Origin of the sequence: Parabacteroides sp. D25, from assembly GCF_000307475.1 — a bacterium.
Taxonomy (GTDB): domain Bacteria; phylum Bacteroidota; class Bacteroidia; order Bacteroidales; family Tannerellaceae; genus Parabacteroides; species Parabacteroides distasonis.
The window spans coordinates 559,014-579,482 of sequence record NZ_JH976502.1 but is presented as its reverse complement, the minus strand read 5'-3'; the positions used below and the strand labels follow the sequence as shown (position 1 = coordinate 579,482).

The following is a 20,469-nucleotide window of genomic DNA, read 5'->3' as shown; positions in this document are numbered from 1 at the left end:
ATTTTAATTGTTATTGTTTGACTCTTGTTATTGTTAAACTCTTGCTATCGCTAGGCTTTGCCACCTAAAAGCAAATTACGTGCCAGAAACGTATCTCATTGATTCCATGGCATCTTCCTGAAAAAGCACTGTCCATTATCGAACAGTCGGTTCATTCCCGAACACAGATGTCCGTGTCTGATCATTCCTGCCGCAAGGCGTCCGCCGGATGCATCCGCATGGCCCGGTAAGACGGAAAACTGATTCCCACGACAATCATCGCAGCCATCACCGCATACGAGAAGACGAAACCGAACAACAGGCGTGAGGCCATGTCGGGCGGTATCTCCGAGCCTTGCGTCACCTCCATATGCAGCAGGTTGGCGAAGATGACGGTAGAGGGGATGAAAGCGATGGTGAGTAGAGCCAAGCCCTCCTTCACCAATTGCCAGAATATGCCCTTGCGGGTGGCTCCCATCGCCATGCGGAGGCCGATCTCGGCGCTCCTTTGTTGCGTACGATACCAGAAGGTTCCCACCACGCCGAGCAGGACATTCAGCAGGAAGAAGGCGATGCCCGCCACGTAAAGGCGGACTTGATCCAACCAACGCTCAAGGAACTGGTCCCGGTAATGGGACATCGGGAAAACATCCTTCAGATAGATATTGCCCACGCGCAATTGCTGCTCCATCTCCTTCCGGAAGTTGGTGGCGAAAGCGGCGCCGTCCGCGCCGGGCTTCACCCGGATGAAGGTGTTCAGGCCCTCTCCGACCCAATCGCCCTCCTCGGCCACCTTGTTCTCGTCCACCAGCTTATAGTAGGCGTAATCATAACCGGTGAACTCGCAGTAACGTTGTTTCTCGCAGACACCACCGATACGGTAGGCCACGCTATCACGAGAGCCTTGGTCGGTGATATAGATCTCTTGGCGCACGGCCGCCGACGGATCGCCGAAGAAGTCATCGGCTACACGGCCCGTCACCACCACTTGGTTGTCGCGCAGGGCGTCCACCAACTCCGAGGGGGAACCGCCTTCTGCCGTCTTCACGCCGAACACCTCGAAATAGGTGGGCGAGACGAAGCGCACGAAGCCATTACGGATCAACGAGTCCTTCCGGAACGTGGCGTATTGATTCGATCCCCGGTAATGGAAATGCACGCCGGTGGTGAAACAGATTGATTCCACGGAGGGGTTCCGGCGGATGCGGTCCATCAAGGTCAGGTAATCCCCGCCTCCCCGCTCACTATGCACGGAGGTCGTGTCATAATCGGGGCTTTCCTCCGGGATCACGCCGAAACTCACATGATACGTATGCTCGATGTTAAAGCCCAAGGGCTGCGAGTAGAGTCTGTACATCACGAACAAGGCGTCCGCCGCGTACCACAGGAAGATAGAGACCACGAGCATTTCCAACCAGATAAACAAGTTCCCCTTGCGCTCGTTCCAGAGTTGTTTTAGAATCATCTTATACATAGCGTCAACCATTTATAGAGTCCGTAATATTCAATCTTGACATTCGCCAAGCCGGGAGGCCGGCGGAAAACAGGTTCAGCACGAGGCAGAACAGGAAGGCGGCGATAAAGACCGCCCCGTTAAACATCCCGGTGGAAAGCCCCGTCTTCCCCAGCGAGGTGACCAGCAACCAGTCCCTCAGCAACAACATGGCGCCGTACGACATCGCCAATCCCAGCAGTCCGCCGAGCAGGGTCAAGACCATGTTCTCGGACAGCACTTGCCAGAGGATGGTGCCTTGCGTGGCCCCGAAAGCCCGGCGTACGCCAAGCTCGGCCATCCGGCGGCGCATCCTCGACTGGGTGATGCCCGATAGGTTCAAGGCCGGAACCAGCAGGAGGATGAAAAGGATGATACCGTAACGAACGTAGAGGTAGAAGAGGTTCGCCCCGAACTCGCTACCGCCGCCGATCCATTCCTCGATCTGGGAGGAGGGCTGGTGAAGGATATCGGCCTTGACGTCCCGGGTCTTGGCGTTGAACTCCTCGACCTTCCGCAGCGCCTCGGTCCTCAACTCCTCCCTCGTGACGCCCGGTCTCAGCAGGACGCAACAGCTATACGAGCCGTTGATGCCCTCTTGGTATCCCCCGTCGTCCCGCACCGTGTAAGGGATCCAGACCTCCGCCCACGCTTTCGAGGCGAACCGGGATACGTCCTTCACGACCCCGCAGATATTGTAGACGATGAAATCGAGCTTCATCTCCCGCCCCACGACTTGGTCCGTGCCGAAAAGGGCCAAGGCCACGCTCTCGCTGATCACGGCGTCGCGGATACCGCTCGTGAAAGCCGCCGGGCTGAAGGGGCCTCCTTGCTGGAAATCGAACTGGAAGATCTTCCAGAAGGCGGTATCCGTATAAGAGATGTAACTCGTCCGATTCTTAAGCCCGTCCATGGACGAGGCGGTCAACGGCCTATAGCGATCCATGTTGATGGCGGTAACGGCCTCCGCCCCTTTCAGCGGATAGCAGCATTCCTTCACCAAGGGCAGTCCCAACGACGAGTAGGAGATGCGCCGGTTATCATCCTTGCCATTGCTCATGACGGTCGTTATGTAGCAGGTGCGGCCACGGTTTACCTCCGGCTTGAAACTCGCCGTATTCACGACATACAGGATGACGATCACCATGATCATGCAAATGGCCAAGGCGGTACCGAGTATCGAGATCACGCTCAACAGCTTGTTCTCCCCGATCATCCTCAACGCTTGTTTAATGTATTGCTTTATCATAAACCTTTGTATTATAAATTATCTATTACCCGACTAAAACAGTGATTGTTTGTTATCATCCGACTTTGTGCCCCTACGGAGGCAAATAACGTGCCAAAAACGTAACCACTTGATTCCTAACATCACCCCGTAAAAAAAGCTGTCCGATAACGAACACTTGATTCGTTATCGGACAGCGATTATGGACAGTTTCAGATTTTATAATTCCCAACGTAAGGATCTCAGCAGTTCATCGATCTCGGCTGCCGAAATGGAGTCACGGTCGGCCTTATCGTAGATCGTGAGGAGAATAACCGTACCCTCATTATCTGCGCAGACAATGGCCTCCGTGTAAGTAATCACTCTCGCCCCATGGCTCTTTCCTTTTCCTTTGGAGGCGATGGCCATGCGTACCTTGCGAACGCCTTTGCCTAAGCTCGTCCCTTGATCAGGGTTCTCGCTCAAAGACTTACCCAAAGCCGATAAATCAGCCTTCAATGAGCTATACTTCTTACAGAGACGTTTGAACTCTTTATCGAAGTCTTGATGGGTTTTTATCCTATACCTCATTGAGTAACTCACTTAAGTCTCTAAACTTATGCCCCACATCCTTGCCCTCACGCAAATCCTTCACGTCTTGCAGGGCGTTCCTTAGCCCCGCCAAGATCTCCTCCTTGGTAGGCTCCACGTAATCGTCTGCCGACTTCTCTACCGGGGTGGCCTTACCGAAAGCAGCCATCTTCATACGGCGGACGCTGTTGAGGGCCTTCTTGATCAACTTCTCATCCTCCAAGGACATCACCTCTTGCAGTAACGACATTTTTAATTCTATAGCTGTCATACGCTTGCTCCTTTCTCATTAATGAATTGACAGACGCAAAGATAGACAATTTATTCGTAATGCAACGCCTCCGCCGGAGCCATCTTTACCGCCTTGCGGACAGGGAACCAGATTCCCATGCAGATCATGCCGGCCATCAGGAGGTAGGAGACGCTGAGGGTTACTAGAAAGCGGAGGATGGAGAGGGGCTCGCGGTAGGAATCCAGCTTATCCAAAAAGGCCATATTGAAGACGAAGACCAGTAGGATCGGCACAGTGATCGCCAAGAGGCCCAGACCTTCCAGATACATGTACTCGCCCAGCCTGCCCCGGCTGGAACCGATCGCCATGCGGAGACCGATCTCGCTACGCCGCCGCTCGGTACGCAACCAGAACGTGCCTACGATACCGAAGAATACGTTCACGAGCAGGAAGGCCATCATGGAGAGTTTCTTGCTGTTCTCGTTCTTGGTAAACCGGAGTTGGTCATCACGCTGGTCGGCAAGGAGGGTGACACCGTGGACGAAGGTGTTATTTACCGTCATCCGATCCGCTGTTTTCTCCAAGAAAGCGTACATCTCATCCTCGGTCATCGGGCATTTCGTACGTACCGATAGTTCAGCGCTCCTTACGCCGAAATTCTTCACGAACTCCTGCAATGACTCACCTTTCAATATCGTGAAAGCGCAGTTCTCCGGGCGGTCGAAGTCATTGCTACGGAAGGTAGGAAGGACAGCGGCGATCGTGAAAGGCTCGGAAAGGTCGTCATTCTCCGAGATCTGCCGGCCTATGGCGGACTGCCCCCCGAAGAAGAAATCCTCCGCCTCCGCCGTTATGACGAGCGGGCGGTAAGCGTTCTCCACCAGCGGGGTGATGGCACGGCCCTCCTTATCCTTCATACGGAATACATCGAAATAAGAAGGGGATACTTTCAGCTTGTGGTAGTTCTGTCCTACCGCCTTCGAGGTATCAGCGCCCAAGGGAAGAAGCGTCCCCCACGAACTTCCGTTTGAATAAGGCATGGACCAATACGTAACACATACCTCCTCGACCTCCTGCTCTTGGCGGATACGTTCCATAAGCTTCAACAAATCCTGTGTTGCGTTCGAGTCGTAAAGTGAGTCGGGCACATAACCCGGGGCGTTCGACGAGAGCGTGGAAAGCTTGAAACGCCACGTATTCGAGATATCATATCCCATCGGGGCGTTATAGCAGCGCACATCCACCCATAACTTATCCATCATAAACCAAAGGGCGCACATCACGATAACCAACTCGCCCAGTATCCAGCCGTTGCTCTTGCGCTGGGCCCATATTATTTTAAATATATGCTTAATCATAATTTGATAGTTGATAGTTGACAATTGACAACTCATTGTTCATCATTCATTGGATTCACTCGTTCCCCTTTAACGCTTCTACGATCGGTTGCCTTGTCGTACGCCATGCCGGTATCCCGGCGCTTAATATATTCAGCAAGAACGTAAAGATAAGGGCGGAGATAAATAAGCCCGGTTTAATAAGCATAGGCGCCGTAAGGCTCACGTTCTCGCTCAACATGAAAGGCTTCCCTACCACCAACAAGACCATCGAGAGGCCAATGCCGATCACGCCGCCGATCAAGGTCAGCACAAAGTTCTCCGATAAGATCTGCATCAAAAGATTCTGTCCCGTAGCCCCGAAAGCCTTACGCAAACCGATCTCTTCTTTCCGCTTCTGGACGGACGATTGGATCACGCCCGTTAAGTTCAGCGCCGGGACCAAGAGCAAGAAGAAAAGGAAAGTGCCCGATCCGGCCAAGAAGGTAGACCAGTCCACCTTTTGAAAAGCGCCGCTTCCCATGGCCGTATCCAACTGGGAAAGTAGCCCGGAAGGGAAACCTACGTTATAATCGGTCTTGCTGTCATTGTAGCGACGGACCTGTTGGTCTAGTTCCGAGCGTATGGCATCGAAGTCGGAAGAGGAACGAGCCAATAAGGCCACGCTGAAATAACCGGCCATATTCTCCCCATACTCCCCATTTACACGGGTCAGGGCCTCATTGCTGCTATAGGGTATCCATACCTGAGCGTAGGAGCTCATCAATGAAGAAGGTACGTCACGCACCACCCCGCAGACGGTGAAAGTGATAAAATCCATCACAACCTGCCGCCCGACGGCCTGTCCTGTTCCGAACAAATCGGTCGCCACCTGTTCCGACAGCACCATCTTCGGTATACCGGATTGAAAATCAGCCTCGCTAAAGGGGCCTCCTTCCACGAAAGGATGGTCGAATATTTTCCAATGGCCCGCGTCCGTATAACAAATCTCATACTCCTTGAAGAGCCGTCTATTGGGCAATGACAAGGAATGGCTATCACTACAATAGCCGGATACGGCCTCTGGTTTCCGCAAGGTATAGAAACATTCCTTCACGACCTCGCTGGACATGCCTCCACGATTACGATCCGATCCTCCGGGGGATTTCGAACCGACTTCCGTACCCCAGACATACATAAACCTAGACCGATTGGACTCAGGGGCATATCCCGTGGATTTAATCTGGAACACCAATACCATCACCAACACCATGGCGATCGCAAGGGCCGTTCCCGAAATAGAGATTATGCTTACGAGCGTATTTTCACGCAGCATTTGAACCGCTTGTTTGATGTACTGCTTATACATAATTCGAATCGTTATTTCAATTTCAGTTTATTCTTTTCCTTGAAACTTGTCATATCGGAAACGACCACCTCGTCACCCGGTTCCAAGCCACCTACTACTTCTACATACTCAAAGTTGCTGTCTCCCAGCTGTACCTTCCGCTTGATCAATTGGTCTCCGTTGACAACAAACAACTCATACTCTCCTTTCCCGACGTAGAACGAGGCGTTGGAAATACGCAGCACATCGTCCTTGATCGCATTCATCACGTATACATCGGTCTTCAAACCGGAGCGCAAGCGGCGATGGTTATCCTCCTCCAACTGTACCGTGAAGGAGATCACGCCGTTCTTCGATAAGGGGGTAACATCGCTAACCACCCCATCCAGTTTATCGTTGCCGATCTTTACGACGGCCTTGCTACCGGCGGCGATCCGGTCGCCATAGGTATCGGCGATCTCCCCCTCTATCTTGAAATGGGACAAGTCGGAGACGATAGCGACACGACTGCCTTGAGAGACTTGGGCACCTACCTCGTTGTTCACGTAGGTCAGGATCGCCTTGCGGGGAGAGCGTATCTGGGCGTCTTCCAAGGTACGCTTCGTCTCGGCTAGACTCTTTCGGAAGATGTTCAGGTCGAGTTCTTTCACTTTATAATCGGCATCCGTCAAGGATTTCTCGTTCTCATATTTTTGCTCATCCTCTTTCAGTTTCAAGACGCTAACGTTATAGTCCAGTTCCACTTGACGGACCTTATCGGTCGTTCCGGCGCCTAGGCTATCCAGATAACGCTCGTTGCGCAACTCCACTTCCTTTCGGTTCAGTTCCATGCGAGAGACTTTCAATTGCATCTCCATCTCGGAAAGCTTATTGCGGTTTTGGATACGGAGTTGATCCAATTGGAGGCGTTTCATTTGCTCCTCATCCAATTGTTTCTTATAATCCGTCTCGGCGCTTAGCAAGTCCAGTTTCAAGATCGGAGTACCTACATCCACGGAATCGCCTCCCTTTTTATAAATCTCGACGATACGGGAGTTGATCGGTGAGTTGATGATTTCCTCGAAAGCAGGTACCACCTTGCCGGATGCGCTAACGGAAACCTCGATCACTCCTTTATCTACCGTTGAAAAAACCAAGTCCTTCCGTTGCAGGCTGGTTTGCATAAAACCGATCACCCCGCCAATCAAGACAACGGCAATACCGATCCCCGCCCCCAGCTTTATAAACTGTTTACGCTGCTCCTTCTGCCGAACCTCTTTTGATATCTCTCTGTCCATATTTCGTTTGTTTTTATTTTCCACCCTCCAAAGAGCAAACCCCGTGCCAAAAACGTAAGTAATTGATTTATTGAAGAAATAAAACAAAAGAGATGTCCGATATCGAACACTGTGTCCGCTTTTGTACGAAAACAAAGACATCAGCAATGAGAATCTACAGATATTCAATCATAATTAACATATAAATACTTGATTATCTTTACAAAAAGGACTATTTTTGGGAAAATCCATAATCAAGGAATACCAATCTTATATTATTTACCCTAAATTCTAAAGAGAGATGAAAAAAACAGTAACTTTCGTTTGGAGCATTTTCCTCCTCGTGTTTATATCGATAGATATGAACGCACAATCAATAAAAAGTTGGGATTACCCCATAAAACCAGGAACGGAGGCTTGGCAAGCATTATCCACACATGAGGATATGCTGAAAGCCTGCCAAATTCCGGCAGAGATATTAAAAACGGTATCAACAGAAGAGCTTATAGAACTTTGCCTTGCTTACCCATTATTAGGCGACATATTCGCTTACAATGGAATACAGGAAGGCATTAGCAAGGTTTCCGCACGTTTTAACGGGTTACAAGAGTTATTCAAAAGGAAAGACAATGCTTCTTTGCTATTTGAGAAGATGAAAAAACAAGAATTACTGAAAGCAGGAGTGTTGACTTCCATAGAAATAGGTAATGAAATTAGTCGGCAAATGGTAATCGAGGCTCTTCTGTCTAATGAGACGATATTATCTAATACAAATAATCTTTTACAGCAAGAGATCTCCTCCGAAGCCGTAAAGAGACTCCTTTACAAACAAAACAACCCGGATATTTATGGACAATATGGTCTAAAAACCGTAGTCTATCTCCTAGGTCGAAGTCTAGAACGGATAGACAACAAGACCATTACGCCCAAATTTAAACAATTCACCATCGATGAAAAGCTAACGGGCAGTAATGTAATCGAAGAGTTATTAAAACAATACATTGTAACCTTTAATAAATTGAGATCATGAAAAAAGTATTATACTATTTAATAATCATGCTGGCATTCACGCTGAACGCATGTGACAATGAAATGGATAATATGCAAGGAGGTGATAAAGAAATCTTGACATCCAGTTCAGAAATTGTCATTAAAGACGGAAAGATAACATATCCTAAATGGTTGGTGAATGTAGTAGATTCTGTCGCTCACTCCCATGTCAAGGGAACAGACTATCCATACCCTTGGGTCTTTACTATTCAAGGAGATGGAAAAGAACACATTCTCGTTTTGGATGGGGTGAATTCTTGTGCTTCTTGCGGGCAATTACTATTCTTGCTTTCCGGAGAACGAATCGAAAAATTCCCCAATGAATGGATCACTATGGAGAATTTAAACATGATTTGGGAGCCGAATCTCAATGTTGAGACAAAAGCTCAAGGAGCAGCCGCTACTGTTTACACTCCTAACGGGACACTCGTTAATGACACTTACTACAGAAGTGAGGAATTATCAGCCTCACAAAAAGCGAGCCATGACCAATATTGTACAACAACCTATTCACAAGCAACTCTAATAAGTAGTTCAACAACCACTTACAATTGTCATGCCTATGCTTGGTATATGACTGAAGGCGGATCAGCAGTTTGGATGGGATGGACTATTAATCCCACAAACGTATATTGGTTAGATGGTAGTTATATATCAACAACAGGTGCCGCAACCAAAGTATCCTATCTTAGTGATAATCACTCTGCCGTAACGACATCTACGCCCAATATATTCATCTCCAAATGGGGGGAATACGCTCTTATGAGGCATCCCAAAGCTCATTGTCCCTTTGATGCATCAAGCTTAAAATATATGAAAAAAAATGATATGCCGACTGTTTATATAGGGAAGAGTCAAGAGGATTATAGTAGCGGCAGTTCCTCTATCAATGCGCCAGGGGGTAATGCCACGACGACTTTATATGCTTACACAAAGACAGGAACTCCGACCTCGTATAGCTGGAACGCTGAATTCTATGGAGAATGCGATAGATGGTACACTTATCCTTCCGGTAATCGATTAGATGTTAGTGTCTATCTAAACTCCCAACATTACGGTGGATCTCTTCGCATCACCTGCGCAATGTATAATGGAAGTTCTTTAATAGGCACAGCAACCTATTATTTGAACGTAAATCCGTAGCAATTATACAAGAACAAGGATCTCGTCGAAACAATATCCTTGTTCTTGATTCAATATACTTAAATCGATTTCGCTCAAAACTTTTCCGATAGACCTGTTGTTCTATGCCCAAAACTTATAAACGCAAAATGTATGAACACAAGACTAATTCTATTCACCTGTATAGCCGGTCTGACTCTCTTTTTCTCTGGCTGTAGCAAAAATGATGATGATCATCAAGGTATTATCCCTCTTCCACCGGTAGAGAACGCTTTTCAAGAGAAATATCCCGATGCCAAGAACCCTGTTTTTGAGATCGAAGGTAACTATTATGTGGTAGATTTCAATAATGAAGGTTCCGAGACAACCGCTTGGTTCACGGATCAAGGCGTATGGATGATGGAGAAGATAGACATCTCTTTCGCCCAATTACCGGCAGCGGTATCCACCGCCTTTAAACAAGGCTTTTACTCAAATTGGACCGTGGATGATACGTATGCCATCAATCGCCTGAATATGGGAATCGTTTACAAAATCGAGGCGGAGCAGTCCAATAGCGAAGTAGACCTGTATTATTCACAGTATGGAAACCTGATCAAAGTCGTGGACGATGAGATCAATAATGACGCACCGATCGTTATCCCGAAAGAGGTCAGCAACCTGATGGAGATCACTTTCGCCAACGCCGAGTTGCTGGATATCCAACAGAACAGCCTAGGTTACGAGCTGGATATGATCGATAACCAGATTTATAAAGTGGCGCAATTGAATAAGGATTACAGGTGGCAAAGTACCACATGGGCCATGTCCGAGCAAGAGGTTCCGCAGATCGTGATGCAAGGCTTCGAATCCTCCGCTTACGCTAGCGACAAGGTACAGTCCATATATACGTTATTGAATGCCAATGGCACCTTCTACCTATTCAAGGTTTCACATAACGGGCAGGACGAGACGATTACCTTTGATGTATTCGGGAATATCGTGAAGCCTAAATAAAGAGCGGAAACAACATCCAACTGATAACAAACCGCACGATTCAAGTCCGGAGACGGCTGTGAATCGCGCGGTTTGCGTTATATGATAATCAAGCTTATTTACTGATCAATTCCAAGGTCGCCCCTTTTACTCCCGGTGCGGAAGCCTCAAAATAGATCGTCCCCGGTTCCTCGGCCGTCTGCACGATAGCGGTAAGTTGCCCGCTAAACAGTTTCATTTCCGGAAGATGGAAGAGTTCCAGACTGGCGCTATTTCCATTTGCCGCCGCACGGTAGGCTCCGGCACCACGTACCTTAAACTGGATCTGGCGGGTATCATCCGGACAAAGGTTACCGTTCTTGTCTACGACTCTAACATTGATGAAAGAAAGGTCTTTTCCGTCAGCCGTCAATTGGTTACGATCGGCGGATAACTCAATATGATGCGGCTTCCCTGCGGTATGAACCTCCTCCTCGGCCACAGCGTTACCCTCCTTATCATAAGCGACCACTTTCAAAGTTCCCGGCTCGTATTTGGTATCCATCCACATCAAACGATATCGTTTCTGGCGCTCGAAACTCTTTTGAGCCGCTTCGGTATAACTACTATCGATACCGATGCTTAGATCTTTCGTACGTTTCCCTTGGCTCTTTCCGTTGATAAACAATTCGGCGGAAGGATAATTGGTATAAACGAATACGGGTGTCACCTCGCCCTCACGTCCCGGCCATGTCCAATGCGGCAGGATATGCAAGGTCTTGGCGCTTTTGTTCCAATGACTACGGTATAGATAGTAACGATCCTTGGGGATACCCGCCAAATCGATAATACCGAACAAGGAGCTATGGCTTGGCCAATTCGTATAATAAGGAGTAGGCTCGCCCAGATAATCAAATCCTGTCCATACGAATTCCCCGATACAATACGGAAGGTCCTCATGCTGGATAAAATCGTCTTCCGGCAGATTAGACCAGTTGCAATGCTCCACGTCGTACGAGGAACTTTGGTGATCCTCATAGACAGCCATCGCCTTACGCTCTACCGGGAATTTATAAACCCCTCGTGAGCTAACCGTGGAGGCCGTCTCGCTTCCCAAGATTATTTGCTGAGGCAGTTTCTTATAATTCACTTGATAACGGAACGGACGATAATTGAATCCCGCCACATCCATCACCGCCGCCATATTATTATTCACGACGGCATCCGGGGCATCCATACCTTGCGTCACCGGACGAGTCGGGTCTTCCCGATGGCAGATATCCTGCAAGAACTTGGAGATCTTACAACCGCTCTCATCCCATTGGTTAGGCACCTCGTTACCGACGCACCACATCACGACGCTCGGGTTATTCCGGTAATGATGTACCAGATTCACGAGGTCTTTCTCCACCCATTCGTCGAAAATCAAATTATAGCCGTTCGCGCATTTCGCCTTGTTCCACTCGTCGAAGCTCTCAACCATCAACATCATACCCATCTCATCGCAAGCCCTTACCAACTCGGGAGCCGGCATATTATGGGAAGTACGGATAGCGTTGCATCCCATGTCCTTCAAGATCCGGATCTGACGACGGATAGCGGCATCATTGACGGCAGCCCCTAACGGGCCTAAGTCATGGTGATTACAAACGCCTTTGAATACCGTCTTCTCACCATTCAAGAAAAAGCCTTTATTCGGAATGATCTCGATTGAACGGATACCGAACGGGGTCGTATATATATCTTTCAGTTGATCGCCCTCATATAAACGAGTCTCCGCAGAATACAGGGCGGGCATATCCGGCGACCATAAAGTCGGGGTCTGGATGATAAACTCTTGAGAGAGGCTATTATCATTGTACTTAATCTGTGAGAGAGGTATAGTCTGCTCCGTCAGCTTCTGCCCGTTCGGGTTCCATACACTGGTTTTCACGCTATACTTGCTGGCATCGGCACCTTCCGGCAGTACGATTTTCGTCTGTACATTGACTTTCGCAAATTCCTTCGTGGCGGTCGGGGTCGTAATATAAGTTCCCCAGACCGGGATATAGGCGTTTTCCGTCACGATTACATGTACATTCCTATATAATCCCGCTCCCGGATACCAACGGGAGGATTCCGGCAAGTTCTCGAGGCGAACCGCCAAGGTGTTCTTTTTCCCCGGCATGAGTTGTTTCGTGATATCGAAATAGAAAGAATTATAGCCATACGGCCAATATCCAACCTCTTGTCCGTTCACGTAGACCTTAGCATGGCTCATCGCACCGTCGAACAGGATCGTGGCACGCTTCCCATCCGTAAATTGAGGAACCTCAAACTCGGTCCGGTACCAGCCGACTCCCACGAAAGGCAAACCTCCGGTTCGGCCGGCATGTTCCATGGCCTCCGTTTGTCCGTCTTGGGCGATAGCGACCTCTTGCTTATCATTCTGAGAGCTGAAAGGGCCGTAAATCGCCCAATCATGCGGAACGGTCACGGATTGCCATTTGCTATCGTTAAAAGTAGGATTGATAAACTCCGGGCTGTCTTCCCGGGTGAACTTCCAATTCTTTTCCAACAGGAACTCACTGCGTACTTGAGAAAAAAGCGCAGGGAAAAGGCAAAACAAACCGATCAAAATAGCGAAACTTGTTCTTTTCATTCGTTTTTTGTGTTTTTGTTATTCATAGCGGAGCAAAAATAAGTATTTTTGTCTCCAATACAAACTAAATCAAAAGAATTGCACAGCATGTTGTTACAATTAGCTTTCGTTTTAATAGCCATTATTATAGGTGCCCGTATCGGTGGTATCGGATTAGGCGTGTTAGGAGGTCTCGGACTCGGTATACTCACCTTTGGATTCGGGCTCCAGCCCACTTCCCCTCCTATCGATGTCATGCTTATGATCGTTGCCGTAATAGCGGCGGCTAGTTGTATGCAAGCCGCTGGCGGACTTGATCTTATGGTTAAGTGGGCGGAAAAATTGCTTCGCAAGAATCCTCAACGAATCACGATATTAAGCCCGCTCGTCACCTATTTGTTTACCTTCATAGCCGGAACGGGGCATGTGGCTTATTCGGTCCTTCCGGTAATCGCCGAGGTTGCTACGGAAACGAAGATCCGTCCCGAACGTCCGATGGCGATCGCCGTGATCGCTTCTCAGCAAGCTATTACCGCTAGTCCGATATCGGCGGCTACGGTAGCTTTATTAAGTATGTTGTCCGGATACAATATCTCCTTGATGAATATCTTGATGATCTCTGTTCCTTGTACCTTATTAGGTGTGTTAGTGGGAGCGATCTACTCTTTAAAGGTCGGTAAAGAGCTAGATCAAGATCCGGAATACTTAAAGCGGGTGGCGAACCATGAGTTTAGCACGGAACATTATGAGGCGAAAGGCGTTGAAAACCAAATGAAAGCGGCCTTATCGGTCTCTATATTTGTTCTCGCTACGATAGCGATCGTTATTTTTGGTTCTATGGAGTCCCTACGTCCGGTCTTTACCGTCGGCACGGAAAAGGTCTCGATGCAGATGTCACATATTATTGAGGTATTAATGTTGACAGCCTCCGCTTTCATCTTATTATTTACAAAAACAGATGGTATCAAGGCCGCACAGGGTTCCGTTTTTTCCGCAGGTATGCAAGCGGTGGTAGCGATCTTCGGTATCGCTTGGATGGGAGATACATTTATCGCCGGCAATATGACTGAATTAAAGGGATCTATCGAGCATATAGTTACACAGATGCCTTGGTTATTCGGGTTGGCCCTTTTCGTAATGTCCATTTTATTATTTAGCCAAGCGGCTACCATTCGTGCGTTATTGCCGCTAGGGATCGCATTGGGAATCTCACCCTATATGTTGATCGCTTTATTCCCCGCCGTAAACGGTTATTTCTTCATCCCAAACTACCCGACAGTCGTAGCCGCCATCAACTTCGATCGCACGGGCACAACCCGCATCGGTAAATACATCTTGAACCATTCTTTCATGATGCCGGGATTGATAGCGACCGGAGTTTCTGTAGGATTGGGGTTACTATTCATTCAATTCATATAATAAGAAAGCAAAAAATAGAGACGTAGCATATACGCTACGTCTCTACACCCCACACCATATATCATATTATATTACTTCAACAATTTTTCCTGAATCAACTGCTTTAACTCCAGTTTTCCCATCGTGCCGATCATCATCTCACGGGGGCCGTCTAGCGGGCAAAACATCAAAGTGGGAATCGTTCGGATATTAAAGGCTGTCTCGAGTGCCTCCTCTTGATCTACATCCACCTTATAAATATAAATCTTCCCATCAAATTCTTTGGCAAACTCATCCAATATAGAGCTTAAGCGTTTGCAATAACCGCACCAAGGAGCGTGAAAATCTATGAGGCAAGGACGACTTCCTATATATTTCCAATCTTTGGGATTCGCCTCAAAATCACCGACATTGGCGATAAAACCATCTTTCGTTAAATCGATCACTACCATACTTCTCTATATTTTGATTTATAATATAACAAAGATAAGTATGAATAGGTTGCGGTATTTTTTATACTTTCGCGACATCGTTTTAACATACAGACAGAATGCTCACACTCGATAAAATTTATCAGGCATCATATGCCTTGAAGACAGTCATCAGACGCACTGATTTAATCAGCGCTCCCAATATCAATCCGGAATCCCATATTTTTCTAAAACCAGAGAACTTACAAGTAACCGGATCGTTTAAAGTGCGCGGCGCTTGTTTCAAGATCGCCCAGCTTACGGAAGAAGAGAAATCGCATGGCGTAGTGGCTTGCTCGGCGGGAAACCATGCCCAAGGTGTGGCATTAGCGGCTACCGCTCATGGTATCAAGTCCTTAATCTGCTTGCCCGATAACGCTCCTATCTCTAAAGTCGAGGCTACTAAATCTTATGGGGCAGATGTATGCCTTGTCGAAGGTGTTTACGATGACGCCTATAACAAGGCTTTACAATTGAAGGATGAGAAAGGATACACATTTATCCATCCGTTTGATGATGAGGATGTGATCGCCGGACAAGGGACCATCGGTTTGGAGTTATTGGAACAACTCCCGAAAGTAGAGGCTGTAATCATTCCGATCGGAGGGGGTGGACTGATCTCGGGAGTCGCCTATGCCATCAAGAACTTGAACCCGAATATCAGAGTTTACGGAGTGCAAGCCAAAGGAGCGCCCAGCATGTTAAACTCTATCGAGCATGGGAAAATCGAACGCCTCGAAGGTGTCCGTACCATAGCCGACGGTATCGCCGTAAAAGAACCGGGAATACATACTTTCGATCTTTGCCAGCAATATGTGGACGAGATCGTATCCGTGACAGACGATGAGATTTCCACCGCTATCCTCGCGTTGATCGAGCAACATAAATTAATCGCCGAAGGGGCGGGTGCCGTAGCCGTGGCCGCCGCCATGTTTAATAAAGTACCCATCAAAGGGAAAAAAGTAATCTGTTTGATTTCCGGCGGAAATATCGACGTGAATATCCTTTCCCGGGTAATCGGACGTGGTTTGCAGAAATCCGGCCGCTCTTGTTCCATGACGATCGAATTGGTAGACAAACCCGGACAACTACAGCACGTATCTGAAATCATTGCCTCTACCGGCGCTAATGTAGTATCCGTATATCACGAGCGTGTCAGCCATACGGCTGATATCAATGGCTGTTATCTGCGGTTGGAGATGGAAACAAGAAATCAACAGCAAATTAATGAGATCCGGCAATTACTCACCGTTTCGGGATATAAGATAGTGGAAGGATAAACAATTCGCCCCAAAGCATACAACTGATTGACAAACCATTACTGTGCCACTACTTTCCATAGGCGTGGCACAGCCGTGCCATCCTAGTGGCACACTTGTGCCATCACGGTGGCACAAGCTAAATATTAATATATTGTCTTAATGTATTCACATACTCCTCCATCGCCAAGCGTCCTTTGTCTGTGATCCGGCAAACCGTTCGGGGCTTCTTCCCGGCAAACCCCTTCTCGATCTCGATATAACCAGCTTCATTAAGTTTGTCCAATTGGACGCTGAGATTTCCCGCCGTAGCGTTCGTCTTCTCCTTGATATAGACAAACTCCGCCTCCTCCACCGATAGTAAAATGGACATCACCGCTAGCCGGAGTTGGGAATGCAATAAAGGATCTAATTCTTTAAACATTGTTTTTTAGCTTTATTATTAAGAATATGCCCGGGAATAATCATCATTACCACAAATGAAAGGCCAAAATACAAATACCACAAGACCGTGACAGGACCATGATTTATCAAACTCATCAGCATGTAGATAACTAAGACGAAAGCAACTACCGGAGAGTAAATCATCCATTTCTCCCGCAAGATAATGCCATTTATCGACACCCCCAACCCACAATATAATAACGATAAAGGAAGCATTAATATAAAATTGACGGATTGTTCATAAAGCACGCAAAACGCCGCGATCAAGACGAACGTAAGTCCAAACATACAGCCAAACACTTGCCATACACTGGAGATCGTCTTATCCGTATAAGTCACCACGGCCGGCTCGCAACCTCTTTGCTTATATGAAATAACCGGTCCGACAGCAAACATGAGCATCCATCCCCAAGACCAAATATAATTTTGCGTATACACTATCAAAGAGGATATCACGACCGATAAGAGCACGGTAAAATACCCCCAATAAAGCAACACATTGCCACTCCCTACTTTCATATTTCGCTTGCTGGAGTTGATCATCTGAGTGATAATATCCAGACTTTCTTTTTCTGATAATTTTCTATCTTCCATAACTGTATTTATTTTATCTTGTTCTTCATTCAATGTGAAAATGTAAATACGTATCCAAAGATAAGGCCATTGGTATTTCTGAGCAACCTTTCGGTTATTATTTTTCATTCAGGCGACTCCGTTCGGAACCGATCTCAATCTTACTCTTCCTTACTTTCTTTCCGCTATTGAAATTCCATGTCAACGCAACCTTAAAGACCCTTCCTGTAAATCCGTTTTCATAACGGGATGATGTTCGATAAACATCCAACGTACTGGCGTACTCATTGGCTTGGTTAAAGATATTATCGACTGAAACTGCCAACAATAGCTTATCATTCAATAGTTTCTTTCTCGCCATTACTCCAACCGTATGCCGGGGGGCGACCTCGCTATTACCGGAATATAGCCGGCTCGTTCCACTATACCGGGCCTCCACCGTAAAACCTGCCGGCAGCGTAAAGGTAGCGATCGCATTGGCAAACCCTAAATAATGAGACGAGAAAGAAGACAATTCCGTCATCCGGATATCCTGCCGTACGCCTATGAAATTCCCTGTCAAGTTACACCAAGTAAAGGGTTGATACGGCAAGCTGACCGCTACAAACCAATGGTTTTCCCGATCGTGATTTTCATACGTGATATAGGATACATCGGGATTCGCCACATCTTGTTTACAGAACTCCCGGATCAAGTCGTGGTGCAAGTTTCCTCCTACAGTCACCGTATAACGATAATTATAAACCAACGTTACACTGAAACGATTGATATAAGTAGGACGCAGATAAGGATTCCCGATCTGATAACTATAGTCCGAACTCTGTATACGATTCGGATTCAAGGTATAGAACGGAGGACGTTCGATATTACGAGCATATTGCCCTACCAGCATCCACCTCTTGATGGGATCGAACGCATAGGTCACGTTCAAGTTCGGAAAAAGATCCAGATAATCCCGACTAAAATCCTCACTTCTATCCGACGTCTTGGAATATTCCGCACGTACCCCCGCAACGAACGACCAGTTCTTGATCTCCGTAGAGAAAGAGGCGTAAGCTCCTACAATGTTTTCATTATATCTCAAGGTATATCCATATTCCTCATTAGGAATCCAACTCCCACTAGAGTTTAAACCCTCGTACAAGGAATGATCATCCATCAACGTATAGGTATATTTAGCCCCGATTTTCAAAGACATTTTTTCACGCAAATTCTTTTGGAAAGAAATATCGGTTGTCGCCATATCATAATCCGCCGCCGCATGACTCCGGTAAACCGTATCACGGCTCCAATTAGATTGTTCATAACGGATCGTATGGAGATTATCCCCGGTTGATCGCTTATTTACGAAATCGGCTATGACCTTAAATATCGAGCCTTGTTCATCCATTTTACGTAAGTAATTGACCGTAGCGGAAAACGTGTTATAATCATCCTTCTGTCGATAATTCCCCGTACTCTTCATAGGATAAGAGTTCTTTACTAAATCCGTTTGACTCCAAGATGTTCCGTCCGAAGCTTGATTGATATATTCGATCTCAGCTCCGACACTATTCAGCGAATCGATCTCGAAAATAGCCCCGACACGTCCATTCCCATATTTGGAATCCGTATCATACAAAGATTGAGACACAAACTTATTCCCCACCGTTCCGTATTCCCTGTTGGAGTTCATCTCTCCTTTATCCCGGGGAGTAAAAGTACCCGATACCGCTCCATTCAAGCTCCATTTCCCGACACGTGCATTTACGGACGCCGATGGAATATACCCTTGTAAAGATGGAGACAATGACGTACCTAAAGATACATATCCTTGCATACCGTTATCCGGACGTTGCCGCAATGAGATCTTGATCACTCCACCCTTAGTTGAGGCCTCATACTCAACTCCCGCGATCGGTATTACCTCAATCCTTTTTATATCCTCCGATTTCAAAGACCGCAAATAAGCCAGTAGCTCCTCTCCCGTTAAACGAATCTCACGGTCATCCACAAACACCTTCGCCCCTTGCGCCCCATTAATCGAGATCGTTCCATCCGAGAGCCACACACCCGGTGCCTGCGATAATAATTCCGTACCATCCTTTCCGGCAGATGGCATGACCGACATGATAAAGCGGTCCGCCTTCCGCTCTATATTCTTCGCTCGAACAACGACTTCCCTCAGAACACGGTTCGATAGATCTAGAATCAAGGAATCCCGCCGTTTTATCGGTAAGATCAGCTCTTTCCGTAAAGGCTCGTATCCGAGACATTGAACAACAAGCCTATACTTCCCAGCCTCCGCCTCCATGCTAAAATCGCCATCACTATTGGCCACGGCACCCCCTACCTGTTTTTCTCCCGATAAAAGCACAGCGGTCGCATATTCCACGGCATTTCCCTCCGCATCGGAAACATGGGCTTTATAAACCGTTTGTCCCGAGATCTTTTGAGCACTACCCCCGCCTATCGCCAAAATCCAAAGCGATAGCAGTAAAAACCGTACCATGGCTCTATTGATTTACCGGATAATACAGTTTTAATTTGAAAGTCGCTTCCTTATCCTTCACCTCGCAACTTTTCAACGCATATCCTTCCGCAGGCCCTTTTCCTTCCAGCATATCCATTTGCCAATTCTCGTTCTCGTCATGGAATACGGACAGATCAAACTTTTCCCAATCCACGTTTTCCAGTCGGATCGTAACCTTTCCTTTCTCAGACTTCGCCATGCCATAAACAGGCTTGGTATCTTTTCCTGACTGAGCCATAACTAGGATATTCCCATGGTTACCACGTATATTTCCAATCTCTACAATAATAGTACGTGCCTCTATGCAACCACATACCAACATGAATAAAGATAATATGAATAAAACTCGTCTCATTTTAGTATCCTCCTCTTTATTATTATCACTGTTACTACAAACAAGTTTATTTTATAAACCTTCCATAGATAAAAAAATGCAAAGGAGCTGCGCATCACTCTTTGCACATCGCAAATATAGACAAGTTTATTTTATAAACCAAATAATATTATAAAATATTCCAATAAAAATTTGACTCTGCAAAATACAGCCAAAATCCCCCACTAACCCTCCTAGAAAACACGTACATGCTTTCAAAACAACTATTTTAAGTTTGAAACAAAGCAACTTTTTCGCTATATTGCACACATT

At 47.1% G+C, this 20,469-nt stretch carries 18 protein-coding genes; 5 read left to right on the top strand and 13 right to left on the bottom strand.

The features are described 5' to 3' along the window. Positions 1–181: 181 nt before the first annotated feature. The 7 genes from HMPREF0999_RS09370 to HMPREF0999_RS09340 form a co-directional block, all read right to left on the bottom strand. Positions 182–1,453: an ABC transporter permease gene (locus tag HMPREF0999_RS09370; RefSeq protein ID WP_009275793.1), complete on the bottom strand. Its 1,272-nt coding sequence runs from the start codon at positions 1,451–1,453 to the stop codon at positions 182–184. Positions 1,454–1,457: 4 nt separating this feature from the next. Beyond that, complete coding sequence (locus tag HMPREF0999_RS09365) at positions 1,458–2,720, bottom strand: ABC transporter permease (protein WP_009275792.1); 1,263 nt, start codon at positions 2,718–2,720, stop codon at positions 1,458–1,460. Positions 2,721–2,918: 198 nt separating this feature from the next. After that, positions 2,919–3,269 (bottom strand): hypothetical protein, encoded by a 351-nt coding sequence (locus HMPREF0999_RS09360; RefSeq protein WP_005854661.1) that lies wholly within the window; start codon positions 3,267–3,269, stop codon positions 2,919–2,921. Further along, entirely contained in the window at positions 3,259–3,540 is a 282-nt protein-coding gene (locus HMPREF0999_RS09355; protein WP_009275791.1) for a hypothetical protein, read from the bottom strand. Before HMPREF0999_RS09355 ends, HMPREF0999_RS09360 begins: the two co-directional genes overlap by 11 nt. Positions 3,541–3,590: 50 nt before the next feature. Continuing rightward, entirely contained in the window at positions 3,591–4,859 is a 1,269-nt protein-coding gene (locus HMPREF0999_RS09350) for an ABC transporter permease (RefSeq protein ID WP_009275790.1), read from the bottom strand. Between the two features lie 55 nt (positions 4,860–4,914). After that, positions 4,915–6,186, bottom strand: a complete 1,272-nt coding sequence (locus HMPREF0999_RS09345) for an ABC transporter permease (RefSeq protein ID WP_009275789.1) — start codon at positions 6,184–6,186, stop codon at positions 4,915–4,917. Between the two features lie 11 nt (positions 6,187–6,197). Continuing rightward, positions 6,198–7,442: an efflux RND transporter periplasmic adaptor subunit gene (locus HMPREF0999_RS09340; RefSeq protein ID WP_009275788.1), complete on the bottom strand. Its 1,245-nt coding sequence runs from the start codon at positions 7,440–7,442 to the stop codon at positions 6,198–6,200. Positions 7,443–7,722: 280 nt separating this feature from the next. On the opposite strand from HMPREF0999_RS09340, the gene HMPREF0999_RS09335 reads away from it, so the two are divergent. The 3 genes from HMPREF0999_RS09335 to HMPREF0999_RS09325 all read left to right on the top strand — a co-directional run bounded on the left by HMPREF0999_RS09335 (position 7,723) and on the right by HMPREF0999_RS09325 (position 10,589). After that, positions 7,723–8,451: a hypothetical protein gene (locus tag HMPREF0999_RS09335; RefSeq protein ID WP_005854650.1), complete on the top strand. Its 729-nt coding sequence runs from the start codon at positions 7,723–7,725 to the stop codon at positions 8,449–8,451. After that, on the top strand, positions 8,448–9,614 hold the full coding sequence (locus HMPREF0999_RS09330; protein WP_005854648.1) for a hypothetical protein: 1,167 nt from the start codon (positions 8,448–8,450) through the stop codon (positions 9,612–9,614). The genes HMPREF0999_RS09335 and HMPREF0999_RS09330 overlap by 4 nt, the downstream gene beginning before the upstream one ends. 132 nt (positions 9,615–9,746) lie before the next feature. Beyond that, positions 9,747–10,589, top strand: coding sequence for a PepSY-like domain-containing protein (locus HMPREF0999_RS09325; RefSeq protein WP_009275787.1), 843 nt, complete (start codon positions 9,747–9,749; stop codon positions 10,587–10,589). Between the two features lie 94 nt (positions 10,590–10,683). Here the strand turns inward: HMPREF0999_RS09325 and galB are convergent, their stop codons facing one another. Beyond that, positions 10,684–13,188, bottom strand: coding sequence for a beta-galactosidase GalB (gene galB / locus HMPREF0999_RS09320; protein WP_009275786.1), 2,505 nt, complete (start codon positions 13,186–13,188; stop codon positions 10,684–10,686). Positions 13,189–13,275: 87 nt separating this feature from the next. Between galB and HMPREF0999_RS09315 the strand changes: the two genes are divergently transcribed. Further along, positions 13,276–14,586 (top strand): anaerobic C4-dicarboxylate transporter family protein, encoded by a 1,311-nt coding sequence (locus HMPREF0999_RS09315; protein ID WP_005854642.1) that lies wholly within the window; start codon positions 13,276–13,278, stop codon positions 14,584–14,586. A gap of 71 nt (positions 14,587–14,657) precedes the next feature. Here the strand turns inward: HMPREF0999_RS09315 and HMPREF0999_RS09310 are convergent, their stop codons facing one another. After that, on the bottom strand, positions 14,658–15,017 hold the full coding sequence (locus tag HMPREF0999_RS09310) for a thioredoxin domain-containing protein (protein WP_009275785.1): 360 nt from the start codon (positions 15,015–15,017) through the stop codon (positions 14,658–14,660). 98 nt (positions 15,018–15,115) lie between these two features. On the opposite strand from HMPREF0999_RS09310, the gene ilvA reads away from it, so the two are divergent. Next, the gene (ilvA, locus tag HMPREF0999_RS09305; RefSeq protein ID WP_009275784.1) at positions 15,116–16,315 is read left to right on the top strand and encodes a threonine ammonia-lyase; all 1,200 of its coding nucleotides are present in this window, start codon (positions 15,116–15,118) and stop codon (positions 16,313–16,315) included. A 118-nt stretch (positions 16,316–16,433) separates the two neighbouring features. Here ilvA and HMPREF0999_RS09300 read toward each other — a convergent pair whose 3' ends face one another. The 4 genes from HMPREF0999_RS09300 to HMPREF0999_RS09285 form a co-directional block, all read right to left on the bottom strand. Then, the gene (locus HMPREF0999_RS09300; protein ID WP_009275783.1) at positions 16,434–16,718 is read right to left on the bottom strand and encodes a winged helix-turn-helix domain-containing protein; all 285 of its coding nucleotides are present in this window, start codon (positions 16,716–16,718) and stop codon (positions 16,434–16,436) included. Beyond that, positions 16,703–17,332 (bottom strand): hypothetical protein, encoded by a 630-nt coding sequence (locus HMPREF0999_RS09295; protein WP_005854635.1) that lies wholly within the window; start codon positions 17,330–17,332, stop codon positions 16,703–16,705. The genes HMPREF0999_RS09300 and HMPREF0999_RS09295 overlap by 16 nt, the downstream gene beginning before the upstream one ends. Positions 17,333–17,429: 97 nt before the next feature. After that, entirely contained in the window at positions 17,430–19,802 is a 2,373-nt protein-coding gene (locus tag HMPREF0999_RS09290; protein ID WP_009275782.1) for an outer membrane beta-barrel family protein, read from the bottom strand. A 4-nt stretch (positions 19,803–19,806) separates the two neighbouring features. Then, a complete protein-coding gene (locus HMPREF0999_RS09285; protein WP_008780144.1) occupies positions 19,807–20,178 on the bottom strand; it encodes a DUF2141 domain-containing protein in 372 nt (123 codons plus the stop codon). Positions 20,179–20,469: the final 291 nt, after the last annotated feature.